The sequence below is a fragment of the Streptomyces sp. NPDC034103 genome (assembly GCF_055575395.1).
Window position 1 is genome coordinate 308,814 of sequence record NZ_JBVISS010000008.1, and the last position, 20,411, is coordinate 329,224.

18 protein-coding genes are annotated in these 20,411 nt (G+C 71.4%); 12 read left to right on the top strand and 6 right to left on the bottom strand.

Annotated features, from left to right (window positions below; all coding sequences use genetic code 11):
• Positions 1-48: 48 nt before the first annotated feature.
• Complete coding sequence (locus tag ACZ56U_RS19915) at positions 49-333, bottom strand: WhiB family transcriptional regulator (protein WP_391235266.1); 285 nt, start codon at positions 331-333, stop codon at positions 49-51.
• Positions 334-536: 203 nt separating this feature from the next.
• Between ACZ56U_RS19915 and ACZ56U_RS19920 the strand changes: the two genes are divergently transcribed.
• On the top strand, positions 537-1,322 hold the full coding sequence (locus tag ACZ56U_RS19920) for a VOC family protein (RefSeq protein WP_469085304.1): 786 nt from the start codon (positions 537-539) through the stop codon (positions 1,320-1,322).
• Positions 1,323-1,370: 48 nt separating this feature from the next.
• On the opposite strand, the gene ACZ56U_RS19925 is transcribed toward ACZ56U_RS19920, so the two are convergent.
• Both ACZ56U_RS19925 and ACZ56U_RS19930 read right to left on the bottom strand, forming a co-directional pair.
• Positions 1,371-2,384, bottom strand: a complete 1,014-nt coding sequence (locus tag ACZ56U_RS19925; RefSeq protein WP_469085305.1) for a LacI family DNA-binding transcriptional regulator — start codon at positions 2,382-2,384, stop codon at positions 1,371-1,373.
• A gap of 165 nt (positions 2,385-2,549) precedes the next feature.
• Positions 2,550-3,524 carry a multicopper oxidase domain-containing protein gene (locus tag ACZ56U_RS19930; protein WP_469085306.1) on the bottom strand — a complete coding sequence of 325 codons (975 nt, stop codon included), beginning with the start codon at positions 3,522-3,524 and terminating at the stop codon, positions 2,550-2,552.
• A 189-nt stretch (positions 3,525-3,713) separates the two neighbouring features.
• On the opposite strand from ACZ56U_RS19930, the gene ACZ56U_RS19935 reads away from it, so the two are divergent.
• Together ACZ56U_RS19935 and ACZ56U_RS19940 are read left to right on the top strand one after the other, a co-directional pair.
• On the top strand, positions 3,714-6,191 hold the full coding sequence (locus tag ACZ56U_RS19935; RefSeq protein ID WP_469085307.1) for a ThuA domain-containing protein: 2,478 nt from the start codon (positions 3,714-3,716) through the stop codon (positions 6,189-6,191).
• Positions 6,188-8,395, top strand: a complete 2,208-nt coding sequence (locus ACZ56U_RS19940; protein WP_469085308.1) for an OmpL47-type beta-barrel domain-containing protein — start codon at positions 6,188-6,190, stop codon at positions 8,393-8,395. Before ACZ56U_RS19935 ends, ACZ56U_RS19940 begins: the two co-directional genes overlap by 4 nt.
• 103 nt (positions 8,396-8,498) lie before the next feature.
• Here the strand turns inward: ACZ56U_RS19940 and ligD are convergent, their stop codons facing one another.
• Complete coding sequence (gene ligD / locus ACZ56U_RS19945; RefSeq protein ID WP_469085309.1) at positions 8,499-9,515, bottom strand: non-homologous end-joining DNA ligase; 1,017 nt, start codon at positions 9,513-9,515, stop codon at positions 8,499-8,501.
• Positions 9,516-9,590: 75 nt separating this feature from the next.
• Between ligD and ACZ56U_RS19950 the strand changes: the two genes are divergently transcribed.
• The gene (locus ACZ56U_RS19950) at positions 9,591-10,658 is read left to right on the top strand and encodes an ATP-dependent DNA ligase (RefSeq protein WP_469085310.1); all 1,068 of its coding nucleotides are present in this window, start codon (positions 9,591-9,593) and stop codon (positions 10,656-10,658) included.
• A 25-nt stretch (positions 10,659-10,683) separates the two neighbouring features.
• Here ACZ56U_RS19950 and ACZ56U_RS19955 read toward each other — a convergent pair whose 3' ends face one another.
• A complete protein-coding gene (locus ACZ56U_RS19955) occupies positions 10,684-11,874 on the bottom strand; it encodes a zinc-dependent alcohol dehydrogenase (protein WP_469085311.1) in 1,191 nt (396 codons plus the stop codon).
• Positions 11,875-12,074: 200 nt separating this feature from the next.
• On the opposite strand from ACZ56U_RS19955, the gene ACZ56U_RS19960 reads away from it, so the two are divergent.
• Positions 12,075-13,094 carry a DUF3048 domain-containing protein gene (locus ACZ56U_RS19960; protein WP_469085312.1) on the top strand — a complete coding sequence of 340 codons (1,020 nt, stop codon included), beginning with the start codon at positions 12,075-12,077 and terminating at the stop codon, positions 13,092-13,094.
• Positions 13,095-13,177: 83 nt separating this feature from the next.
• On the opposite strand, the gene ACZ56U_RS19965 is transcribed toward ACZ56U_RS19960, so the two are convergent.
• Positions 13,178-13,642 (bottom strand): MarR family winged helix-turn-helix transcriptional regulator, encoded by a 465-nt coding sequence (locus tag ACZ56U_RS19965; RefSeq protein ID WP_469085313.1) that lies wholly within the window; start codon positions 13,640-13,642, stop codon positions 13,178-13,180.
• Positions 13,643-13,867: 225 nt separating this feature from the next.
• On the opposite strand from ACZ56U_RS19965, the gene ACZ56U_RS19970 reads away from it, so the two are divergent.
• The 7 genes from ACZ56U_RS19970 to pcaDC are packed head-to-tail and all read left to right on the top strand — an operon-like array spanning position 13,868 to position 20,317.
• Complete coding sequence (locus tag ACZ56U_RS19970) at positions 13,868-14,623, top strand: CoA transferase subunit A (RefSeq protein WP_469085314.1); 756 nt, start codon at positions 13,868-13,870, stop codon at positions 14,621-14,623.
• Positions 14,623-15,267: a CoA transferase subunit B gene (locus ACZ56U_RS19975; protein ID WP_469085315.1), complete on the top strand. Its 645-nt coding sequence runs from the start codon at positions 14,623-14,625 to the stop codon at positions 15,265-15,267. The genes ACZ56U_RS19970 and ACZ56U_RS19975 overlap by 1 nt, the downstream gene beginning before the upstream one ends.
• Positions 15,264-16,466: a thiolase family protein gene (locus ACZ56U_RS19980; RefSeq protein ID WP_469085316.1), complete on the top strand. Its 1,203-nt coding sequence runs from the start codon at positions 15,264-15,266 to the stop codon at positions 16,464-16,466. Before ACZ56U_RS19975 ends, ACZ56U_RS19980 begins: the two co-directional genes overlap by 4 nt.
• A 19-nt stretch (positions 16,467-16,485) precedes the next feature.
• Positions 16,486-17,259 (top strand): protocatechuate 3,4-dioxygenase subunit beta, encoded by a 774-nt coding sequence (gene pcaH / locus ACZ56U_RS19985; RefSeq protein WP_469085317.1) that lies wholly within the window; start codon positions 16,486-16,488, stop codon positions 17,257-17,259.
• Between the two features lie 6 nt (positions 17,260-17,265).
• Positions 17,266-17,871 (top strand): protocatechuate 3,4-dioxygenase subunit alpha, encoded by a 606-nt coding sequence (pcaG, locus tag ACZ56U_RS19990; RefSeq protein ID WP_469085318.1) that lies wholly within the window; start codon positions 17,266-17,268, stop codon positions 17,869-17,871.
• The gene (pcaB, locus tag ACZ56U_RS19995) at positions 17,868-19,202 is read left to right on the top strand and encodes a 3-carboxy-cis,cis-muconate cycloisomerase (protein WP_469085319.1); all 1,335 of its coding nucleotides are present in this window, start codon (positions 17,868-17,870) and stop codon (positions 19,200-19,202) included. The genes pcaG and pcaB overlap by 4 nt, the downstream gene beginning before the upstream one ends.
• A complete protein-coding gene (pcaDC, locus tag ACZ56U_RS20000; protein WP_469085320.1) occupies positions 19,199-20,317 on the top strand; it encodes a bifunctional 3-oxoadipate enol-lactonase/4-carboxymuconolactone decarboxylase PcaDC in 1,119 nt (372 codons plus the stop codon). Before pcaB ends, pcaDC begins: the two co-directional genes overlap by 4 nt.
• Positions 20,318-20,411: the final 94 nt, after the last annotated feature.

Sequence of the window (20,411 nt, forward strand, 5' to 3'; positions counted from 1 at the left end):
GATCGACGGGTGACCGGAGCAGGGATCCACGGGTGACCGGAGGAGGGGTCAGCGGGGCGTGCGCCTGATCTCCAGGCGTTCCTTCTCCGACAGACCGCCCCAGACGCCGAAGCGTTCGTCGTTGTCGAGGGCGTACTCCAGGCAGGCGGAGCGGATCGGGCACAGACCGCAGATCCGCTTCGCCTCCCGTACGGAGCTGCCCGGTTCCGGGAAGAAGAAGTCACCGCCGGTCTGCGCGCACAGCGCCTCGTCCTGCCAGTCGAGGCCGGGCGGGGTGATCGTTTCGATGAGCATGCCGAGGATCGTGCCTGGCGGCGAAAAACGTTCGATCAACGCGAAATCAACGCCGCGTTCACGGGCCTCCGGCCGCCCTGATGGTCCTCCGCGACACGGCGTGGCGCACGGCGGCGCGCGGAATCGGGGGAAAACTGGGAGAGGCTTGACGGTCACGGACGGTCACTGCCCGGGGCGATTGTCAGTGGGCGGTGCGAGACTCGGCAATACAGGCAACGGGACCCCGATGAGGAGGGGCAGCGATGCTCACGACCCGTTATGTCAGCGGCGCTCCGAACTGGATCGATCTCGGCACCCCCGACATCGACGGCGCCGCGTCCTTCTACGGCGCCCTCTTCGGCTGGCGGTTCCGGCCCGGGCCGCCCGAGGTCGGCGGCTACGGCTTCTTCGAGTTGGACGGCCGGACGGCCGCGGCCGGCATGCAGACCACCCCGGAGCAGGGCCCGCCCTCGTGGACGGTGTACTTCCAGACCGCGGACGCGGACGCCACGGCCAAGGCCGCCGAGCAGGCGCACGGCGCGGTGCTGATGCAGCCGATGGACGTCATGGACCAGGGCCGCATGGCCATCCTCGCCGACAAGGCGGGCGTCTCCTTCGGCATCTGGCAGCCCGGCCGCAACAAGGGCCTCGACGTCGTCCAGGAGCCCGGCTCGCTGTGCTGGCTGGAGCTCTACACACCGGACCAGCCCGCCGCCGCGTTCTTCTACAACGCCGTCCTCGGCCTGGAGACCTACGGCGTCGACTTCCCCGGCGGCACCTACACCACGCTCAACCCCGCGGGCACCTCCGAGGACGGGATGTTCGGTGGCCTGATCCCCCTGGCCGAGTCCGCCGAGGAGAGCGAGCCGTACTGGCTGCCGTACTTCGAGGTCTCCGACACGGAAGCGGTCGCCGCCAGTGCGGCGGAACTCGGGGGCACCGTCCGCATGCCCGCCACGGACATCGAGGGCGTCGGCAGTGTGGCCCGCCTGACCGACCCGTACGGGGCCAGGTTCGCGGTGATCAAGAGCGCGCCGATGGCGGGGTGACGAGGTGAGGGGCGACAGGAGCCGCGCGGAACGGGGCCGCCGGCCGGTCTAGGCCGAGGCCCGGCGTACCAGCGTCGTCGGCAGTATCACCCCCGACGACGCCTCCCCCGCCCCGCCCAGCAGCAGCCGCGCCATCAGCCGCCCCATCTCCTCGATGTCCTGGCGGATGGTCGTCAGGGGCGGGTCGGTCTGTTCCGCGATCGGGAGCATGTCGTCGAAGCCGATGACGGCGACGTCCTCCGGGACCCGGCGGCCCCGCTCGCGCAGCACCCGCAGAGCGCCGGTGGCGGTGAGGTCGTTCGCGGCGAACACGGCGTCGATGTCCGGGCACCGCTCCAGCAGCTCCCGCATCGCCCGCTCCCCACCGCCCGGGGTGAAGTCCCCCTCGACCACCAGCCCCGGGTCGGTGTCCCCCGTGACGTCCCGGAACCCCTCCAGCCGGTCCACCGCCGACGTCTGGTCCAGGGCGCCGGTGATGTGCGCGACGCGCGTGCGGCCGAGCCCCACGAGATGGCGTACGGCGTCCCGCGCCCCGCCCCGGTTGTCGCTGTCGACGTACACGACGTCGTCCCCGGTGCCGCCTTTCCAGCCGGGTCGCCCGCCGAACACGGTCGGGATGCCGGCGCCCTGGATCAGCCCGGGCAGTGGATCGTCCAGGTGGAGGGAGAAGACGAGCGCCCCGTCGACGTGGCCGCCGGCGAGATACCGGCCCACCCGGGCGTGGTCGTCGCGGCCCTCCGTGAGCAGCAGGACCAGCTGGTTGTCGTGGGCCGTCAACTCCTTGCTGATGCCCCTGAGTTGCAGTGCGAAGAAGGGGTCGGCGAAGACCCGGGTCTCCGGTTCGGCGACCACCACGGCGATCGCGTCGTGCCGGCGCGTCACCAGGCTGCGGGCTGCCTGATTGGGCACGTACCCCAGCTCCTCCACCGCCCGCCGGACCCGCTCGACGAGCGGCTCCCGCACCCCGTCACCGCCGTTCACCACCCGGGACACGGTGGCCCGCGAGACCCCGGCCCGCTCGGCCACGGCCTCCAGCGTGGGACGCGGTGCTGTCTCGGTCACTTCGGGGCCCTCCTCGCGGTTGCGGATCAGGATAGCCCTGGCCGACCGCGTGTGAGAGCGCTCTCCGACGCCGCAAACGAGCCTGCGCGGCGGACGGGAGCAGCGTGCGCACCGCCGTACGACGCCGAGAAGGCCTAGGGCATGGCCCCCGTGCGACCCCGCCCGTCAGTGACCGTGCCGGTGCTCGTGCGGCTCGTACCCCGGGATCGTCCCGTCCGCCTTCTTCACCAGGAACAAGCCCACCATCCCCATGTCCGAGTGGGACTGGACATGGCAGTGGTACATCCACGCGCCCGCCCCGACCCCCTCCCCCGCGATCACCTGGAAGCCGAAGGAGTCCGCCGGGCCCACGATCTTGTTGTCGATGACCTGGCTCGGGTCGTCGGGGCCGGTGAGCATGCCCGTGCGGTTGTCGGCCCAGCGGTGTCCGTGCATGTGGAAGGTGTGGTAGTACTCGCCGTGCGTGATCATCACGAACTCGACGCGATCGCCCACGGTGGCCTCGAAGTCGGGGCCGGAGTGCGCCGGCTTGTTGTTGATGAGCATGTCGTTGAAGACGATCGTGTGGGTCGCGTCCGGCAGGACGTCGCCCTTGCGTCGGACGATCACCGGGCCGTACAGGCCCTTCCGGATACCGGTCGTACCGTGCTCGGTGCCCACCACGTGGTCGTGGTAGTGCCAGTAGCCGGCGCTGCCCGCCCGCCAGGTGCCGTCCTTGCGGCGGCCCGGGGCGTGGGTGCGCCAGGTGTAGGTGCGGGTGCCGCCGGGCTCGACGTCGCTCTTGTTCAACGAGGTTCCGTCGCTGGTGATTTCGTAGTCCAGGCCGTGGACGTGCAGGCTCGCCCTGACGTCCATGGTGTTCTCGAACTCGATGTGCAGCGTGTCGCCCTCGTTGAGCTCGATGAGCGGGCCGGGGATCGTCGCGCCGCCCTTCTCGAAGCCGTAGCCCATCTGCCCGTCGGCGAGCTTCTCGGCGTACAGCTTGATGCGTCTCACCTCGCCCCCGGCCGGTGCGGTCCGCGCCGTACCGTCGGCGCTCGCCGCGTCCGGCGCCAGCGACAACGATGTCGCGGCCGCGCCGGTGCCGACCACCGCCGCGCCGCCGAGCAGCACCCGCCGGTTGAACCCGCGTCTGTCCATGCGGAACTCCCCACCCTGATACGGAATTTGCGGAGGCGTACCTGTGATGAACCTGTGAGACGGTACCGGCGCTTCCGCTGTTTATCCACACTCAGGACAAAGTTGACTCCAACTCGGTCATAGCTATTGGCGAGTTGCGCGAAGGGGTCTAGTTTCCATCGCGCTGTCGCTGTGACCGAGGAGGTGCCCATGCACTTACGAGGGTTGAGCACGAGGAGACGGGTCGGCGTGGCGGGTGTGACCGCCGGGGTCGTCGTCGCCGGACTGCTGGCGGGTCCCGCCGCCAGCGCGCGTCCGGCCCCGGAACCACCCCTGACAACGATGTCCATCAAGTCGCCGCCGGGTGGCGCGAACGTACGCGTGCTGCTCTTCCACGGCTCCGCCGCCGGGGAGGAGTCGCCGGTGGTCGACGCGGGCATCGCGGCGATCGAGAAGATCGGCCTGACGGGCCCCGCCGAGCAGCGGTTCAGGACCGAGGCCACCGATGACGCCTCGGTGTTCACCAACGAGACGAGGCTCGGCCGCTACAACGCGATCGTCTTCCTGACCGGCGGCGGTGACGTCCTCGATCCGGAGCAGGAGGCCGGTCTGGAGGCCTATATGGAGGCCGGCGGCGGATTCGTCGGCATCCATGACGCCGCCCGCGCGGAGCCGTACTCGGACTGGTTCACCGGCCTCGTCGGCGCCCGTCCGGCGGCCGGCGGCCCAACGGCCGTGCAGCGAGCCGTCGTCGAGGTCGGGGACCGCCGGCATCCGGCCACGAAGGACCTTCCGGTGCAGTGGAAGCGACCCGATCAGTGGTTCAACTGGGCCAAGAACCCGTCGGGCGAGGTGCACACCGTCGCCCGGGTCCGCGAGTCGTCGTACCAGCCGGGCCCCGGCCGGAACGGCTCGGACCACCCGGTGAGTTGGTGCCGCGACTACGACGGCGGCCGCTCCTTCTACACCGGCATGGGCGGCACGGTGTCGTCGTACGACGAGAGCGACTTCCGCGCGCATCTGCGCGGCGCCCTGATGTGGACCACCCGGCTGGCGCGGGCCGACTGCAAGGCGACCATCACCGGCAACTACAAGGCCGAGCGCCTCACCCAGCCCAACCAGCCAGGCCAGAACGACCAGATCGGCGAGCCGCACGGCCTGGTCGCCGCGCCCGACGGACGGGTGCTCTACATCGGCCGCGGCGGCGCGGACTCCTCGCAACCCGTCGTGACCGACTGGAACAACCCCGACATCGGCAAGGGCAAGGGCGAGATCCACGTCTACGACCCGACGACCAAGAAGGTCACCCTGGCGGGGGCGTTGACGGTCTTCGGCAACAAGGGCGGCGGCGACGAACTCGTGAAGGTCGAGGAGGGGCTCCTCGGCATCGAGCTCGATCCGCGGTTCGAGGAGAACGGGTGGGTGTACCTGCACTACACCCCGCACTCCCGGATCAACCGCGACACCCGCATGGCCGAGCGGCGGGTCTCCCGCTTCACGCTCGACCTCGCCACGAACAAGCTGGACCTGGGCAGCGAGAAGGTGCTGCTCAAGTGGCCGGTACAGATCCACAGTTGCTGCCACGCGGGCGGCGGGATGGCCTGGGACTCCCGGGGCAACCTGTACATCGCGACCGGTGACAACAACTCCAGTGGCTTCAGCGGTGGTTACTCGGGCAACAACCCGGAGCCGAACTTCAAGGGCGTCTCCTTCGCCGACGCGCGCCGCACCGCCGGCAACACCAACAACCTCAACGGCAAGATCCTGCGCATCCATCCGGAGCCGGACGGGACGTACACCCTCCCCGCCGGGAACCTCTTCACCGGCCGGGAGACCGACGAGGGCGGCGGGAAGACCCGCGGCGAGATCTATGTGATGGGGGTCAGGAACCCGGCCCGCATCTTCGTCGACCGTACGACCGACATCCTGTACGCCGGCTGGGTCGGCCCGGACGCCTCGGCGCCCTCGACCACCTGGGGTCCGGCGAAGTACGACACGTTCGCCGTCATCACCAAGGCGAGCAACCGGGGTTGGCCGTACTGCATGGGCAACAAGCAGCCCTACCGCGACCGCAACCTCCCCGATCCGACCAAACCGCTGGGCTGGTACGACTGCGACCACCCGAAGAACGAGTCCCCGAACAACGACGGGCTCGTCAACCTCCCGCCGGTCACCGGCAACAACATCTGGTACTCGCCCCAGGGCGGCGCACCGGACTTCCCGCGCGACGCGAACGGGATCCCCTCCTACAAGCAGGAGGAGTCCACCTATCTGCTGCCGTGGCTGAAGGGCGGCGGTCAGGCCGCGATGAACGGCCCGGTCTACCGCTACGACGCGGCGAGCGCGGGTGCGACCGCCTGGCCCGCGTACTGGGACGGAAAGTGGTTCGTGGGTGACTTCTACGACGCCGACCAGCCGCGCAACGCGGTCATCACCGATCCGAGGACACACGGGGAGGGCGGCCTGCCGGTGCACTCGGAGTCGCTGAAGAAGATCGTGCCGATCGGCAACGACGGCATCAAGAACCTCATGGACTGGAAGTTCGGTCCGGACGGCTCGCTGTACGTCCTCGACTACGGCCGTGGGTTCTTCACCTCGGACGCCAAGTCGGCTTTGTGGCGGGTCACTTACACGGGCGGCGACGCCACTCCGGCCGCCGGTCAACTGGCGAGGGGGGCTGCTCGGTGAGACAGCGACGCAGAGTGCTGACCGCCCTGCTGGCCGCCGTACTGATCACGCTCGGCCTCCAGACGGCCCCCGTCTCCGCCCGGCAACCCGTGGAACGGGCCACCGCCGCCGCCCAGACGCTCACCTGGACGGCCGGTGACGACATCACCAAGTACACCTCGGCCCCGGCGACGGCGGTGGCGGGACCGGCGACGATCGTCTTCGAGAACAGCACGGCGACCGGCAACACCACCGGGATGCCGCACACGTTGACGTTCGTGACGAGCGACCCCGAGTTCAACAGCGACGTCACGCTGAACATCCTCGCCAACCCGAACGACGACATGGGCGGCCGCCACACCGCCGAGGTCACCCTCACCCCGGGCCGCTACTTCTACCACTGCACGATCCCGGGCCACGGGCAGATGCAGGGCATCCTCGTGGTGACCGAGGGCACCGGCGAGGACACCACCCCGCCCGAGGCGGCGGCACAGGTCACCGGGACACAGAACGCGCAGGGCGAGTACGTCGGCTCGGCGAGTGTCGCGATCAGCGCGACGGACAACCCCGGCGGGTCGGGGGTCGACGGCATCCAGTACGCGGTCGGCGGCACCGGCGACTGGCTGCCGTACACCGCCCCGGTCGTCGTCGACCAGGTCGGCAGCCACACGATCCGCTACCGGGCGCTCGACAAGGCGGGCAACGTCTCCGCCGAGAAGAGCGTCCAGTTCACGGTCGTCCCGCCTGCCTCCGACGACACCACTGCCCCGGACGCCTCCGCGACGGTGACCGGCGAGCAGGACGCCACCGGGGCCTACCTCGACATGGCGACGGTGACCGTGTCCGCCTCGGACACCGGCTCCGGGGTCAACACCATCGAGTACGCGATCGGCGACGGTGCCTGGCAGCCGTACACCGCGCCCGTGATGGTGCACCAGATCGGCGCCCACACCGTGCGCTACCGGGCCACCGACAAGGCGGGCAATGTCGCCGCCGTGAAGAGCGTGCGGTTCACGGTGGTGGCGACGCCGACGCCGGACACCACACCGCCGGTGACGGGCGTGACCGTCGAGGGCACCAGGAACTCGGACGGGGCCTACGTCGGCAACGCCCGGGTCACGGTGAGCGCGGCGGACGAGCACGGCGGTTCCGGTGTCGACCGGATCGAGTACTCGATCGACGGGGGACCCTACCTCGCGTACACCGCGCCGGTGGTCGTCGACCGTGCCGGCACCCACACCCTCGCCTACCGGGCGAGCGACAAGGCGGGCAACACCGCCGCCGCCCGGACGGTGACCTTCACCGTCGTGTCGAGCCAGGTGCCCGCTCCCAACTGCCCGGAGTTCGACGAGCGGTTGACGGTGATCGTCGGCGAGGTCGACTCCGGGGTGCCCAACCGGCTCACCAACAGCCGGTGCCGGATCAACGAGTTGATCGAGGACGAGAAGGAGTGGACCTCCCACGCCCTGTTCCTCAAGCACGTGAAGACCGTCCTCGACAGGCTGCTGAAGGAAGGGGTCGTCGACCAGCGGGAGTACAACGCGATCCGGAAGGCCGCCCGGCAGTCCGGGATCGGCAGGCCCGGGCAGACCGAGGGCTACCGCACCATCCTCGACGGCAGCGCGGAGTCCTTCGCCAAGTGGCAGCACGTGGGCGGGGGTTCGTTCGGTCTGAACGCCGACGGGTCCATCACCTCGGGGACGACGAGGTCGGGGCTCGGCATGCTGTGGTTCCCCGAGCGCAAGTACGGCGACTTCTCGCTGCGCCTGCAGTGGCGGGACGACGCGCCCGGCACCGGCAACGCCAACTCCGGTGTGCTCGTGCGGTTCCCGTGGGTCCATGACCATCCGGAGGAGCCCCGGCCGGAGTGGGTCGCCATCAAGTACGGGCACGAGGTGCAGATCCTGGACCGGCCCGACGGCGACATGTACAAGACGGGTTCGATCTACGGGTTCGACCGCGTGGGCCTGGCCGGCGCGGGCGTGACCCAGAAGGGCACCTGGAACGACTACGAGATCCGGGTGGTCGACCAGCACTACTCGGTCTACCGCAACGGTGTGCTGATCAACGAGTTCGACAACGTCGGCGGCCAGGACTTCGTGCCGTCCCGCGCGGACGACCCGGGCACGGACGGCAGGCGGTTCGCCACCGGCTACCTCGGGCTCCAGGTGCACGGCACGACGGACGTCGTCTCCTTCCGGGACATCCGGATCAAGGAGCTGTGAGCGGGACGCCCGGGTCCCTCAGATGATCGACGAGTGCGGCCCGTCGCGGTGGCGGCGGGCCGCACCCATCTGACGTGCGGACCCGGTCGTCCGCGACGGGCCGTCAACTGTCCTCGTGCCGCGCCCGGCTCGGCTGTACCCGTCTGGGCTCCCCGGGCATCTTCGGGTACTCGGGCGGGTACGGCAGGTCGCCCAGTCCGTGGTCGTGCTCGTCCTGGCGGGCCAGCTCCAGCAGGGCGTCCAGGGAGAAGGCGTGGTCGTCCATGTCGGCGTGCACGTCGCCGAGTTCGGCGAAGCGCGCGGGCATGGTCGCGAGGTCGAAGTCCTGGGGATGCGCCTCGCCGACCTCGTCCCAGCGCAGGGGCGCGGAGACCGGGGCGTGCGGGCGGGGCCGTACGGAGTAGGCGGAGGCGATGGTGCGGTCCCGGGCGGTCTGGTTGTAGTCGATGAAGATGCGCTCGCCCCGCTCCTCCTTCCACCACTTGATCGTCACCTGGTCCGGCATCCGGCGTTCCATCTCCCGGCCCACCGCGATGGCGGCCCGCCTGACCTCCGTGAAGGTCCAGCGGGGTTCGATGGGCACGAAGACGTGCAGCCCCCGGCCGCCGGACGTCTTCGGCCAGCCCCGCAGTCCGCCGAACTCCTCCAGCACGGCACGGAGTTCACCGGCCGCACGCACGGCGTCGTCGTAGTCCGTGCCCGGCTGCGGGTCGAGGTCGATCCGGAGTTCGTCGGGGCGGTCCACGTCGTCGCGGCGTACCGGCCAGGGGTGGAAGGTGAGGGTGCCGTACTGGGCGGCCCACAGGACCGCGGCCTCCTCGGTGGGGCACATCTCGTCGGCGCTGCGGCCGCTGGGGAAGGTGATGTGCGCGGTCGGGATCCAGTCGGGCATGTTCTTCGGCGCGCGCTTCTGGAAGAAGGACTCGCCGGCCACCCCGTCCGGATAGCGCTCCAGGGTGGTGGGCCGGTTCCGCAGGGCCCGCAGGATGCCGGGGGCGACCGCCTGGTAGTACCGGGCGAGGTCGAGCTTGGTGAAGCCACGCTCCGGGAAGAAGATCTTGTCCGGGCTGGACAGCCGTACGGTCCGGCCGCCCACCTCCAGTTCCACCGCGTCTCCCATGCCAGCCACGGTAGGCGCACCACGCATACCTCGCACACCGGGCATTCAGTGACGTACAGGTGCAGAATCAGCAGCATGGATCTGCCGGTGATGCCGCCCGTGAAGCCGATGCTCGCCAAGTCGGTGGTGAAGATCCCGCCGGACATGCAGTACGAGGCGAAGTGGGACGGGTTCCGGGCGATCGTGTTCCGCGACGGTACCGAGGTCGAGTTGGGCAGCCGTACCGGCAAGCCGCTGACCAGGTATTTCCCGGAGCTGGTGGCGGCGCTCGGCGAGCGCGTGCCGAAGCGATGCGTGCTGGACGGGGAGATCGTCATCGCGCGGGACGGGCGGCTGGACTTCGACGCGCTCACCGAGCGCATCCACCCGGCCGACTCCCGGGTGCGCACGCTGGCCGAGCGGACCCCGGCGTCCTTCGTCGCCTTCGACCTGCTGGCCCTGGCGGACGAGTCGCTGCTGGACGTCCCGCTCACCGACCGGCGCGCGCTGCTGGAAAGAGCCCTGGAGGACGTCACCCCGCCGGTCCATCTGGCGCCGGCGACCACCGACATCGAGGTCGCGCGGGGCTGGTTCGAGCAGTACGAGGGCGCGGGGCTCGACGGGGTCATCGCCAAGCCGCTCACCCTGCGCTACCTCCAGGACGAGCGGGCCATGTTCAAGATCAAGCACGAGCGCACGGCGGATGTCGTGGTCGCCGGCTACCGCTTCCACAAGAGCGGCCCGGTCGTCGGCTCCCTCCTGCTCGGCCTCCACGACGACCAGGGTGTGCTCCAGCACGTGGGCGTGTCGGCCGCGTTCACGATGAAGCGGCGCGCCGAACTGGTGGCGGAGCTGGAGCCGCTGCGCATGGACGACGTCAGCGGGCATCCGTGGGCGGCCTGGTCGGACGAGGCCGCCCACGAGACGGCCCGGCTGCCCGGCGCACCGAGCCGCTGGTCGGGCAAGAAGGACCTGTCGTGGGTGCCGCTCAGGCCGGACCGGGTGGCCGAGGTGGCGTACGACCACATGGAGAACGGGGCACGCTTCCGGCACACCGCCCGCTTCCGCCGCTGGCGCCCGGACCGGACTCCCACCAGTTGCACCTACGCGCAGCTGGAGGAGCCGGTCCGGTACGACCTCGACGAGATCCTCGGCGGCCCCTGACCCTGGGCCGCCGGGGCAGTCGGACTCAGGGCTGCATCAGCACCTTGACCGCGCCCTCCTGCTTGCGCTGGAACATCTGGTACGCGTGCGGCGCGTCGCTGAGCGGCAGTCGGTGGGTGGCGAAGTCGTCGACGCCGAGCGGGTCCTCGTCGGTGAGGTAGGGGATGATCGCGTCGCTCCAGCGGCGCACGTTCGCCTGCCCCATCCGCATCTGGATCTGCTTGTCGAACAGGGTGAGCATCGGCATCGGGTCGGCCATCCCGCCGTAGACGCCGACGAGCGAGAGGGTGCCGCCGCGCCGCACCAGCTCGATGGCGGTGTACAGGGCGGCGAGCCGGTCGATGCTGAAGCGCTCGGCGAACGGGCCGCTGATCCGGCGCGGCAGCACGGCCGTGGCCTGCTGCGCCAGCCGGGCCGCCGCGCTGCCGTGCGCCTCGGTGCCGACCGCGTCGATCACGGCGTCGGGGCCTCGGCCGTCGGTCTCGTCACGGATCGCCTGCACGAGCTCCTTCTCGTTGTCGAAGCTGCGGAGGTCGTACGTCTCGACACCCCGCGCGCGTGCCCGGCGCAGCCGATCGCCCACCAGGTCCACCCCGAACACCCGCCCGGCGCCCCGCACTTGAGCGACCCGGCAGGCCATGTCACCGATGGGCCCGAGGCCCAGTACGGCGACGCTGCCGCCCTGCGGGATGTCGGCGTACTCGACCGCCTGCCAGGCCGTCGGCAGCACGTCGGACAGATAGACGAACCGGTCGTCCGGCGGGCCCTCGGGCACCTTGATGGGGCCGTACTGGGCCTGCGGGACGCGCAGGTACTCGGCCTGGGCTCCCGGGACCGCGCCGTACAGGCGGGTGTAGCCGAACAGGGCCGCGCCCATGCCCTCGCTGGTGACCTGCGTGGTCTCGCACTGGGTCGGCAGCGCGTTCAGGCACATCCAGCAGTTGCCGCAGGCGATCTGGAACGGCACCACGACCCGGTCGCCCGCCTTGAGGTCCTGGACCCCCGCGCCGACCTCCTCGACGATGCCCATGGGTTCGTGCCCGAGGATGTCACCCGGTGTCATGAACGGGGTGAGCACCTCGTAGAGATGCAGGTCGGAGCCGCACAGCCCGGTGGAGGTGATGCGGATGACCGCGTCCGTCGGCTCCTGGATCCGTGGATCGGGCACCTCCTCCACCCGTACGTCCCGCTTGCCCTGCCAGGTCACTGCCTTCATCGTGGGCTCCCTTCCGCGCGGCGGAGGCGCCCCGGGTACCCGGGGCACACGACGCCGAACCGCGTTCTTCGGCCGCTCGGCGTAGGGACCCGCCCCTTCGGAGGTATTCACCCCGGGCCACCGAACCCGACCGGGTATGGCCAGCAATGAACGCATAAGCGCACAATCAGTGAAACGACTCTTGGGTGGCGACGGTGGGCATGGGGCGAAGGGCGCGCACGACACGCGCCACGACGGCGGCGGCACTGCTGGCCGCCGCTCTGACGGTTTCCCTGGCGGCGGGCTGCACGGGCACGAACCGGCCGGGGCCGGTCGAGGACGGAAGGGGTACCGAACACGGCGGGGGCCGGAGCGGGACACCCGACCAGGGCGAGGACCAGTGGCCGCCGCAGAGCGGGCTGACCGGCGCGTCGGTGCTCGCCGTGAAGATCGACAACGCCCGGGCGGCCCGGCCGCACACCGGCACCGACTCCGCGGACGTCGTCTACACCGAGCAGGTCGAGGGCGGTCTGAGCCGGCTGATGGCGGTGTACGCCACCAAGCTCCCGAAGATCGTCGGACCCGTGCGCAGCGCGCGGGAGTCCGATCTGGAGCTGCTGCGCCAGTTCGACAACCCCACGCTCGCCTTCTCCGGGGCGCAGGGCAAGCTGCTGCCGCTGATCGACAAGGCGCCGCTGAACGCGCAGACGCCCGACAAGACGTCCGGCGCCTACCACCGCGGCGCCACCAGGCCCGCGCCGCACAACCTCTACGTGCGCCCCGACCGCCTGACGCCCACGGTTCCGGGCCCGGACGCCCTGACCACCGGGTTCACCTTCGGCAGCGCCCCGGCCGGCGGGACGAGGGACACCTCCGAGACCGTGCGCTACCCGGCGGCCTCGTTCACCTTCACCTGGTCGTCGAGCCGCGGGCGCTACCTGGTCTCGATGGACGGCGCACCGGCCGTGACGACCACGGGCAAGCGGCTCGCCCCGGCGACGGTCGTGGTGCAGTACGTGAAGATCCGCAGGTCCGACTTCCACGACTTCCTGGGCAACAACACGCCGTACACCGAGACCGTGGGCTCCGGGAAGGCGAAGGTGCTGCGCGGCGGGAAGGCGTACGACGTCATCTGGGAGCGCGGGACGGCCAGGGACGGCACGACGTTCACGACGGACGGCGGCGACCCGGTGAACTTCGCCGAGGGCCAGGTGTGGGTGGTCTTCGCCAAGGCCTCCTGAGGTCGCCGGGGGCCGCGGGCCGGGTCCTGGGGGCCGGGTGCCTGATGCCGGGTGCCGGACGCCTGATGCCGGGCGCCGCCTGGTCAGCGCTGGGCGACGAGGGGTTCCGCGGGGTTGCGCAGCCCCTCCGCCGCGTCACAGACGCGCTGGATCAGGTCGAAGAAGACGGACTGCTCGGCCGCGGAGAGCGGGGCGAGGAAGACCTGGTTCATCCGGGCGGTGCGCACGGTCAGCTTGCGGTGGGTGCGCGTCCCGTCCTCGGTCAGGCGCAGCAGGAAGCGCCGGCCGTCCTGCGGGTCGCGCACCTTGTCGACCAGCCCGCGACGGCCGAGCCGGCTGATCACCTCGGCGATGGTGGACCGGTCGAGCCCTACGCGCTCCCCGACCGTGCGCTGGTCCAGGCCGGGCTCGGCGACCAGCGCGTTGAGGACCGCGAACTGCGGAGAGGTGATCTCCTCCGAGACCATCGTGTTCCACAGCAGGTAGTGCGCCTGCTGGAGCCGCCGGGCCAGGTGCCCGGGGTGGGTGGTCAGATCCACCGCGGCCATGTGCGCTCCTGAGGTCGGATTCGTCAGTGCACGGTTCATACGTGCACGGATTCGTAAGTGCACTGAACGATACCCGGCGGGCCCGGAGCTGTCTGCCTCACCCCTCATGGGCATGACCTCACACTTCTCCCGGGTCTTGACGCCATCCCCGTCCGGTGGCAGCGTGAAGGAAACTTCACCGAAATACTCAGTGCCCTGACTAATCAGCGGGATGGAGCTTCACGCATGGACAAGGTGGTCGCCACCGCCGCCGAGGCGGTGGCCGATGTGCCGGACGGCGCGACACTCGCCGTCGGAGGCTTCGGGCTGAGCGGTGTGCCCAACGTGCTGATCCAGGCCCTGTACGAGCGTGGGGTCAGCGGCCTCGGTGTCGTCTCCAACAACTGCGGGGCGATGGGGTCCGGGCTGGCCGTGCTGCTCTCCGCCGGCCGGATCGCCCGCGTGACGGGCTCCTACATCGGGGCCAACAAGGAGTTCGCCCGGCAGTACCTGTCCGGCGAGCTGGAGGTCGAGATGATCCCTCAGGGCACGCTCGCCGAACGGCTGCGGGCCGGCGGCGCGGGCATCCCCGCCTTCTACACCCCGGCCGGTGTCGGCACCCAGGTCGCCGAGGGCGGTCTGCCCTGGCGCTACGACGGTGCGGGCGGCGTCACGCTGGCCTCGCCGCCGAAGGAGGTCCGGGAGTTCGACGGCACCGAGTACGTGCTGGAGCGCGGCATCCGTACGGACTTCGCGCTGGTGCGGGCCTGGAAGGGCGACCGGCACGGCAACCTCGTCTTCAACAAGTCCTCCCGCAACTTCAACCCGCTGGCCGCGATGGCCGGACGGGTGACGATCGCCGAGGTCGAGGAGCTCGTCGAGCCCGGTGGGATCGACCCGGACGCCGTGCACCTGCCGGGGATCTTCGTGCAACGGGTGGTGGCCCTGACCCCGGAGCAGGCCGCCGACAAGCGGATCGAGCAGCGGACGGTGAGCAGCTGATGGCCTGGACACGCGAGCAGATGGCCGCCCGCGCGGCGCGGGAACTCACCGACGGCGCCTACGTCAACCTCGGCATCGGCCTGCCGACGCTGATCCCCAACCACCTTCCGCCCGGCGTCGAGGTGATCCTGGAGTCGGAGAACGGCATCCTGGGCACCGGGCCCTACCCGACCGAGGAACAGGTCGACCCGGACCTGATCAACGCGGGCAAGGAGACCGTGACGGTCCTGCCCGGCGCCTCCTTCTTCGACTCGGCGCTGTCCTTCTCGATGATCCGCGGCGGCCACATCGACGTCGCCGTCCTGGGGGCCATGCAGGTCTCCGCCAAGGGCGACCTGGCCAACTGGGCCGTCCCCGGCAAGATGATCACCGGGATCGGCGGCGCGATGGACCTCGTGCACGGTGCCCGTACGGTCATCGTGATCATGACCCACACCGCCAAGGACGGATCGCCGAAGATCCTCGAGGAGTGCGCGCTGCCGCTCACCGGCAAGGCGTGTGTGAACCGGGTCATCACCGACCTCGGCGTGATCGACGTGACGCCGCAGGGCCTCGTGTTGACCGAGGTCGCCCCCGGGGTCACCGTCGACGACGTCATCGCCAGGACCGACGCCAAGCTGACCGTCGCGGAGGACCTGCTGTGAAGCCCGTGTACATCGTCGACGCGGTCCGAACCCCGATCGGCCGCTACAACGGCGCCCTCGCCCCGGTCCGCCCTGACGACCTCGCCGCGCACACCCTGCGCGAACTCCTCGCCCGCACCCCCGACCTGGACCCGTCCCGGATCGAGGACGTCTACTTCGGCAACGCCAACGGCGCCGGCGAGGAGAACCGCAATGTGGCCCGCATGGGCGCGCTGCTCGCGGGCCTGCCCACCTCGGTGCCGGGCGTGACCGTCAACCGGCTGTGCGCCTCGGGTCTGGAGGCCGTGATCCAGGCGGCCCGTGCCATCGCCGCCGGGGACGCCTCGATCGCCGTGGCCGGTGGCGTGGAGTCGATGACCCGGGCGCCGTACGTGCTGCCCAAGAACGACCGGGCCTTCCCCGCCGGCCACACCGAGCTGTACTCGACCACGCTCGGCTGGCGCATGGTCAACCCGAGGATGGACCCGCAGTGGACCATCCCGCTCGGCGAGAGCGCGGAGCTGATCGCCGACAAGCACGGGATCACGCGGGAGCAGCAGGACGAGTTCGCGCTCGCCAGCCACCGCAAGGCGGCCGGGGCGCGGGAGGCGGGGCTCTTCGACGCCGAGCTGGCACCGGTGGTCATCCCGCAGCGCAAGGGCGAGCCGGTGGTGTTCGGCGCCGACGAGTGCGTGCGCCCCGACGCCTCCCCGGGTGCGATGGCGAAGCTCAAGCCGTCCTTCCGCACCGAGGGCGGCACGGTCACCGCCGGCAACGCCTCCCCCCTCAACGACGGTGCCGCCGCCCTGCTGCTGGTGGACGAGGCGGGCTTGAGGGCCACCGGCCGCGAGCCTCTCGCCCGGGTCTCGGCGACCGGCGTCAACGCCCTGGACCCCGACTACTTCGGGCTCGCCCCCGTCGAGGCCGTCAACCGGGCCCTCGCCAAGGCAGGCAAGGGTTTTGACGACCTGTCAGTCCTGGAGCTCAACGAGGCCTTCGCCGCGCAGGTCCTCGGATGCGTCGCCGAATGGCCGGAGTTCGACCCGGCGATCCTCAACCCGCAGGGCGGCGCCATCGCCCTCGGCCACCCCCTCGGTGCCTCCGGCGCCCGGCTCGCCGGCACGGTCGCCCACCAACTGGCCCGCAGGGGCAGCGGCGTCGGCGTCGCCACCCTCTGCATCGGCGTAGGCCAGGGCCTCGCCCTCGTCCTCGAACGTTAAGACCCCACGGGATGCGCTCATGACTCTCACGCAAGCCGACATCGACCGGGAAATCGCCGCCGAGCACGCCGCGTACGAAAAGCGCGTCGCCGACGGCGCCCCCGTCGAGCACCAGCCGCGCCGCGACTACGCGCCGTACCGCTCCTCGGTCCTGCGCCACCCCAAGCAGCCGCCGATCGCCATCGACGTGTCCAAGGACCCGGAGCTGGTGGAGCTGCACTCCCCCGCCTTCGGCGAGCGGGACATCACCGACCTCGACAACGACCTCACCCGGCAGCACAACGGCGAGCCGATAGGTGAGCGCATCACCGTCTCCGGGCGGCTGCTGGACCGTGACGGACGTCCGGTCCGCGGTCAGCTGATCGAGATCTGGCAGGCCAACTCGGCGGGCCGGTACGCCCATCAGCGCGAGCAGCACGACGCCCCGCTGGACCCGAACTTCACCGGCGTCGGCCGCACCCTGACCGACGACCAGGGGCAGTACCACTTCACCACCGTCCAGCCGGGCCCGTACCCCTGGCGTCAGCACCTCAACGCCTGGCGGCCCGCGCACATCCACTTCTCGCTGTTCGGTTCGGCGTTCACCCAGCGGCTCGTGACGCAGATGTACTTCCCGGCCGACCCGCTGTTCCCCTACGACCCGATCATCCAGTCGGTGACGGACGACGCGGCCCGCCAGCGTCTGGTGGCGACGTACGACCACCAACTGTCGGTGCCGGAGTTCTCGATGGGCTACCACTGGGACATCGTGCTCGACGGCCCGCACGCCACCTGGCTCGAAGAAGGGCGCTGAGCTGCCATGACGAAGATCGACACCAGTCGTCCCGAGACGGTGCTGCCCACACCGTCGCACACGGTCGGGCCCTTCTACGGGCACGCCCTGCCCTTCCCCGGCGGCGAGGACATCGCACCCGTCGGCCACCCGGACACCATCGCCGTGCACGGTGTCATCCGCGACGGCGCGGGCGACCCGCTGCCGGACGCGTTCGTGGAGCTGTGGGGCGCGGACCCGGACGGCAACATCCCCCGGGTGGACGGTTCGATGCGGCGCGACGGGGCCAGCGGTGGCTTCATGGGCCGTACGGGCGTGGAGTTCACCGGGTGGGGACGGAGCCAGACGGACGCGAGCGGGCACTGGTCCGCGCGGACCCTGCGACCGGGTGCACGCGGTCACAGCGCGCCCTACCTCGCCGTCTGCGTGTTCGCGCGCGGTCTGCTGGTGCACCTCTACACCCGGATCTACCTGCCGGGCGACGACGCGGCGCTGGCCGCCGACCCGCTGCTGGCCCGGGTCGACCCCGAGCGGCGCGGCACGCTGATCGCGACCGAGGGGGCCCCGGGGACGTACCGTTTCGACATCCGCCTTCAGGGCGAAGGCGAGACGGTCTTCCTGGAGTTCCAGTGACATCTGCCGCGGAGCCCGACGCCGGTCTGCTCGCCCCCGGGTGGGCCGGCTCCCCCGCAGCCACCGCGACCAGCGATGCCGCGTATCTGCGGGCGCTGCTCGACGCGGAGGCCGCGCTGACCCGCGCCCAGGCGACGCTCGGGCTGGCCCCCGGGGCGGCCGCCACCGCGGTGACCGCGGCCGCGGAGTCCGGACGCTTCGACGCCCAGGACATCGCCGTACGGGCGCGCGGCGGCGGAAACCCGGTGATCCCGCTCGTCGCCGACCTGACGAACGCGGTGGGGACGGAGCACGGACCGTACGTGCACCGGGGCGCGACCAGCCAGGACATCATGGACACCGCGACGATGCTGGTCGCGGTGCGCACCCTCGACCTGGTCCGCGCCGACCTCGGGCGCACCGAGGCGGCACTGGCCCGGCTCGCCGCCGAGCACCGGGACACCGCGATGCCGGGACGCACGCTCACCCAGCACGCCGTGCCGACGACCTTCGGCCTGAAGGCCGCCGGGTGGCGCTCGCTGGTCCTGGACGCCCGGGACCGGATCACCGCCGTACGCGACACACTGCCCGCCCAACTCGGCGGCGCGGCGGGGACGTTGGCCGCCTTCACCGCCTACGGGGCCACCCACCCGACCGCGTTGCCGGTGGCGTACGCGCGCGAACTCGGCCTGCGGGCACCCGACCTGCCCTGGCACACGCTGCGCACCCCGATCGCCGACCTCGCCGGCTGTCTGGCCCTCACGGCCGGCGCGCTCGGCAAGCTCGCCACGGACGTGCTCACGCTCGCCCGTACCGAGATCGGCGAGGTCGCGGAGGGCAGCGGCGGCGGCTCGTCGGCGATGCCGCACAAGGCCAATCCCGTACGGTCGACGCTGATCGACGCCGCGGCCCGGCGGGCACCGCAGCTCGCGGCCGTGCTCTACGGGTCGCTGGCGGCCGGGGACGAGCGGCCCGCCGGGGCCTGGCACGCCGAGTGGGAGCCGCTGCGCGACCTGCTGCGCCTGGCGGGCGGCGCCGCGCGGGACGCCGCGGAACTGTCCGAGGGGCTGCGGGTGCACGCGGACGTGATGCGTGACCACCTGGACCTCACCCACGGGCTGATCGTGTCCGAGCGGCTCTCCGCCGAACTGGCGCCCGTGCTGGGCCGGGCCCGCGCCAAGGCCCTGTTGACGGAACTCGCCCGGCGCACCTACGCGGAGGGGCACAGCCTGGGCGAACTTCTGGCACAGGAGCCGGAGTTGAGCGGCATCGACCTCGACAGCCTCACCGACCCCACCCGGTACACGGGCGCCGCCGCCACCCTCACCGACCGTGCTCTGGAGCGACGTTGACCCACACTGCCCTCAACCACCGTATCGAGGGGCCCGATGCGGCTCCACCGCTGCTGCTCGGGCCGTCGCTCGGGACCTCCTCCGCCCTGTGGGACCAGGTCGCGCCGGAGCTGTCCGTCACCCATCGGGTGGTCCGCTGGGACCTGCCGGGGCATGGCGGCAGCGCGGCCGACCTGATCGGTCCCGGTACGAGGGTCGGCGACCTCGCGGACCTGGTGCTCGCGCTCGCCGACTCGCTCGGCGTGGAGCGGTTCGCCTACGCCGGGGTGTCGCTGGGCGGGGCGGTCGGACTGCACCTGGCCGCGCACCACCCGGAGCGGGTCTCGGCGCTGGCCGTGCTCTGCTCGTCGGCTCACTTCGGCGGCGCGAAGGCCTGGCGGGAGCGGGCCGCGCGCGTCCGGGCCGAGGGCGTGGACTGGCTGGTGGAGAGCGCGGACGCCCGCTGGTTCACCCCCGGGTTCACGGTGCCCCGGCTGGTCCGGGACCATCGGGAGGCCGACCCGGAGGCGTACGCGGCCTGCTGTGACGCGCTCGCGGCCTTCGACATCCGGGACCGGCTGGCGGAGATCTCCGCGCCGACCCTCCTCGTCGCGGGCCGGCAGGACCCGGCGACCCCGCCCGCGCATCTGCGGGAGATCGCCGACGTGGTGCCGGGCGCCGCGCTCGTCGAGATCCCGGGCGCCTCGCACCTGGCGGTCGCGCAGCGCCCGGAGGCCGTACTGACCGCCCTGCGCGCCCACTTCGACGGCGGTGCGAGGCGTGGCATGCGGGTACGGCGCGAGGTGCTCGGTGACGCCCACGTGGACCGGGCGCAGTCCCGGCAGTCGCCGTTCACCGCGCGTTTCCAGGACTTCATCTCGCGCTACGCGTGGGGCGAGATCTGGACCGACCCGACGCTCAGCCGCCGCGAACGCAGCATGATCACGCTGACGGCCCTGGTCGCGCACGGCCACTACGACGAGCTGGCGATGCATGTCCGGGCGGCCCGGCGCAATGGACTCACCCCGGACGAGATCGGCGCGGTGCTGCTCCAGACCGCCGTGTACTGCGGGGTCCCGGCGGCCAACTCGGCGTTCGCCACGGCCCAGCGGGTGCTGGCGGAGGAAGAGGGGTGACCTCGCCCGCGACGCAGGGACGGTCAGGGAGGCGGGGGCGCACCAACGGCGCCGTCGGCGGTCAGGGCGTACAGAAGGCGCGGTCTGCGGTCAC

What these genes read in the sequence shown, in the direction of transcription:
- ACZ56U_RS19920 (WP_469085304.1), top strand. Translation starts at nt 537, where the DNA reads ATGCTCACGACCCGTTATGTCAGCGGCGCTCCGAACTGGATCGATCTC.
- ACZ56U_RS19930 (WP_469085306.1), bottom strand. Translation starts at nt 3,524, where the DNA reads ATGGACAGACGCGGGTTCAACCGGCGGGTGCTGCTCGGCGGCGCGGCG.
- ACZ56U_RS19935 (WP_469085307.1), top strand. Translation starts at nt 3,714, where the DNA reads ATGCACTTACGAGGGTTGAGCACGAGGAGACGGGTCGGCGTGGCGGGT.
- ligD (WP_469085309.1), bottom strand. Translation starts at nt 9,515, where the DNA reads ATGGGAGACGCGGTGGAACTGGAGGTGGGCGGCCGGACCGTACGGCTG.
- ACZ56U_RS19950 (WP_469085310.1), top strand. Translation starts at nt 9,591, where the DNA reads ATGGATCTGCCGGTGATGCCGCCCGTGAAGCCGATGCTCGCCAAGTCG.
- ACZ56U_RS19955 (WP_469085311.1), bottom strand. Translation starts at nt 11,874, where the DNA reads ATGAAGGCAGTGACCTGGCAGGGCAAGCGGGACGTACGGGTGGAGGAG.
- ACZ56U_RS19960 (WP_469085312.1), top strand. Translation starts at nt 12,075, where the DNA reads ATGGGGCGAAGGGCGCGCACGACACGCGCCACGACGGCGGCGGCACTG.
- ACZ56U_RS19965 (WP_469085313.1), bottom strand. Translation starts at nt 13,642, where the DNA reads ATGGCCGCGGTGGATCTGACCACCCACCCCGGGCACCTGGCCCGGCGG.
- ACZ56U_RS19970 (WP_469085314.1), top strand. Translation starts at nt 13,868, where the DNA reads ATGGACAAGGTGGTCGCCACCGCCGCCGAGGCGGTGGCCGATGTGCCG.
- ACZ56U_RS19975 (WP_469085315.1), top strand. Translation starts at nt 14,623, where the DNA reads ATGGCCTGGACACGCGAGCAGATGGCCGCCCGCGCGGCGCGGGAACTC.
- pcaH (WP_469085317.1), top strand. Translation starts at nt 16,486, where the DNA reads ATGACTCTCACGCAAGCCGACATCGACCGGGAAATCGCCGCCGAGCAC.
- pcaG (WP_469085318.1), top strand. Translation starts at nt 17,266, where the DNA reads ATGACGAAGATCGACACCAGTCGTCCCGAGACGGTGCTGCCCACACCG.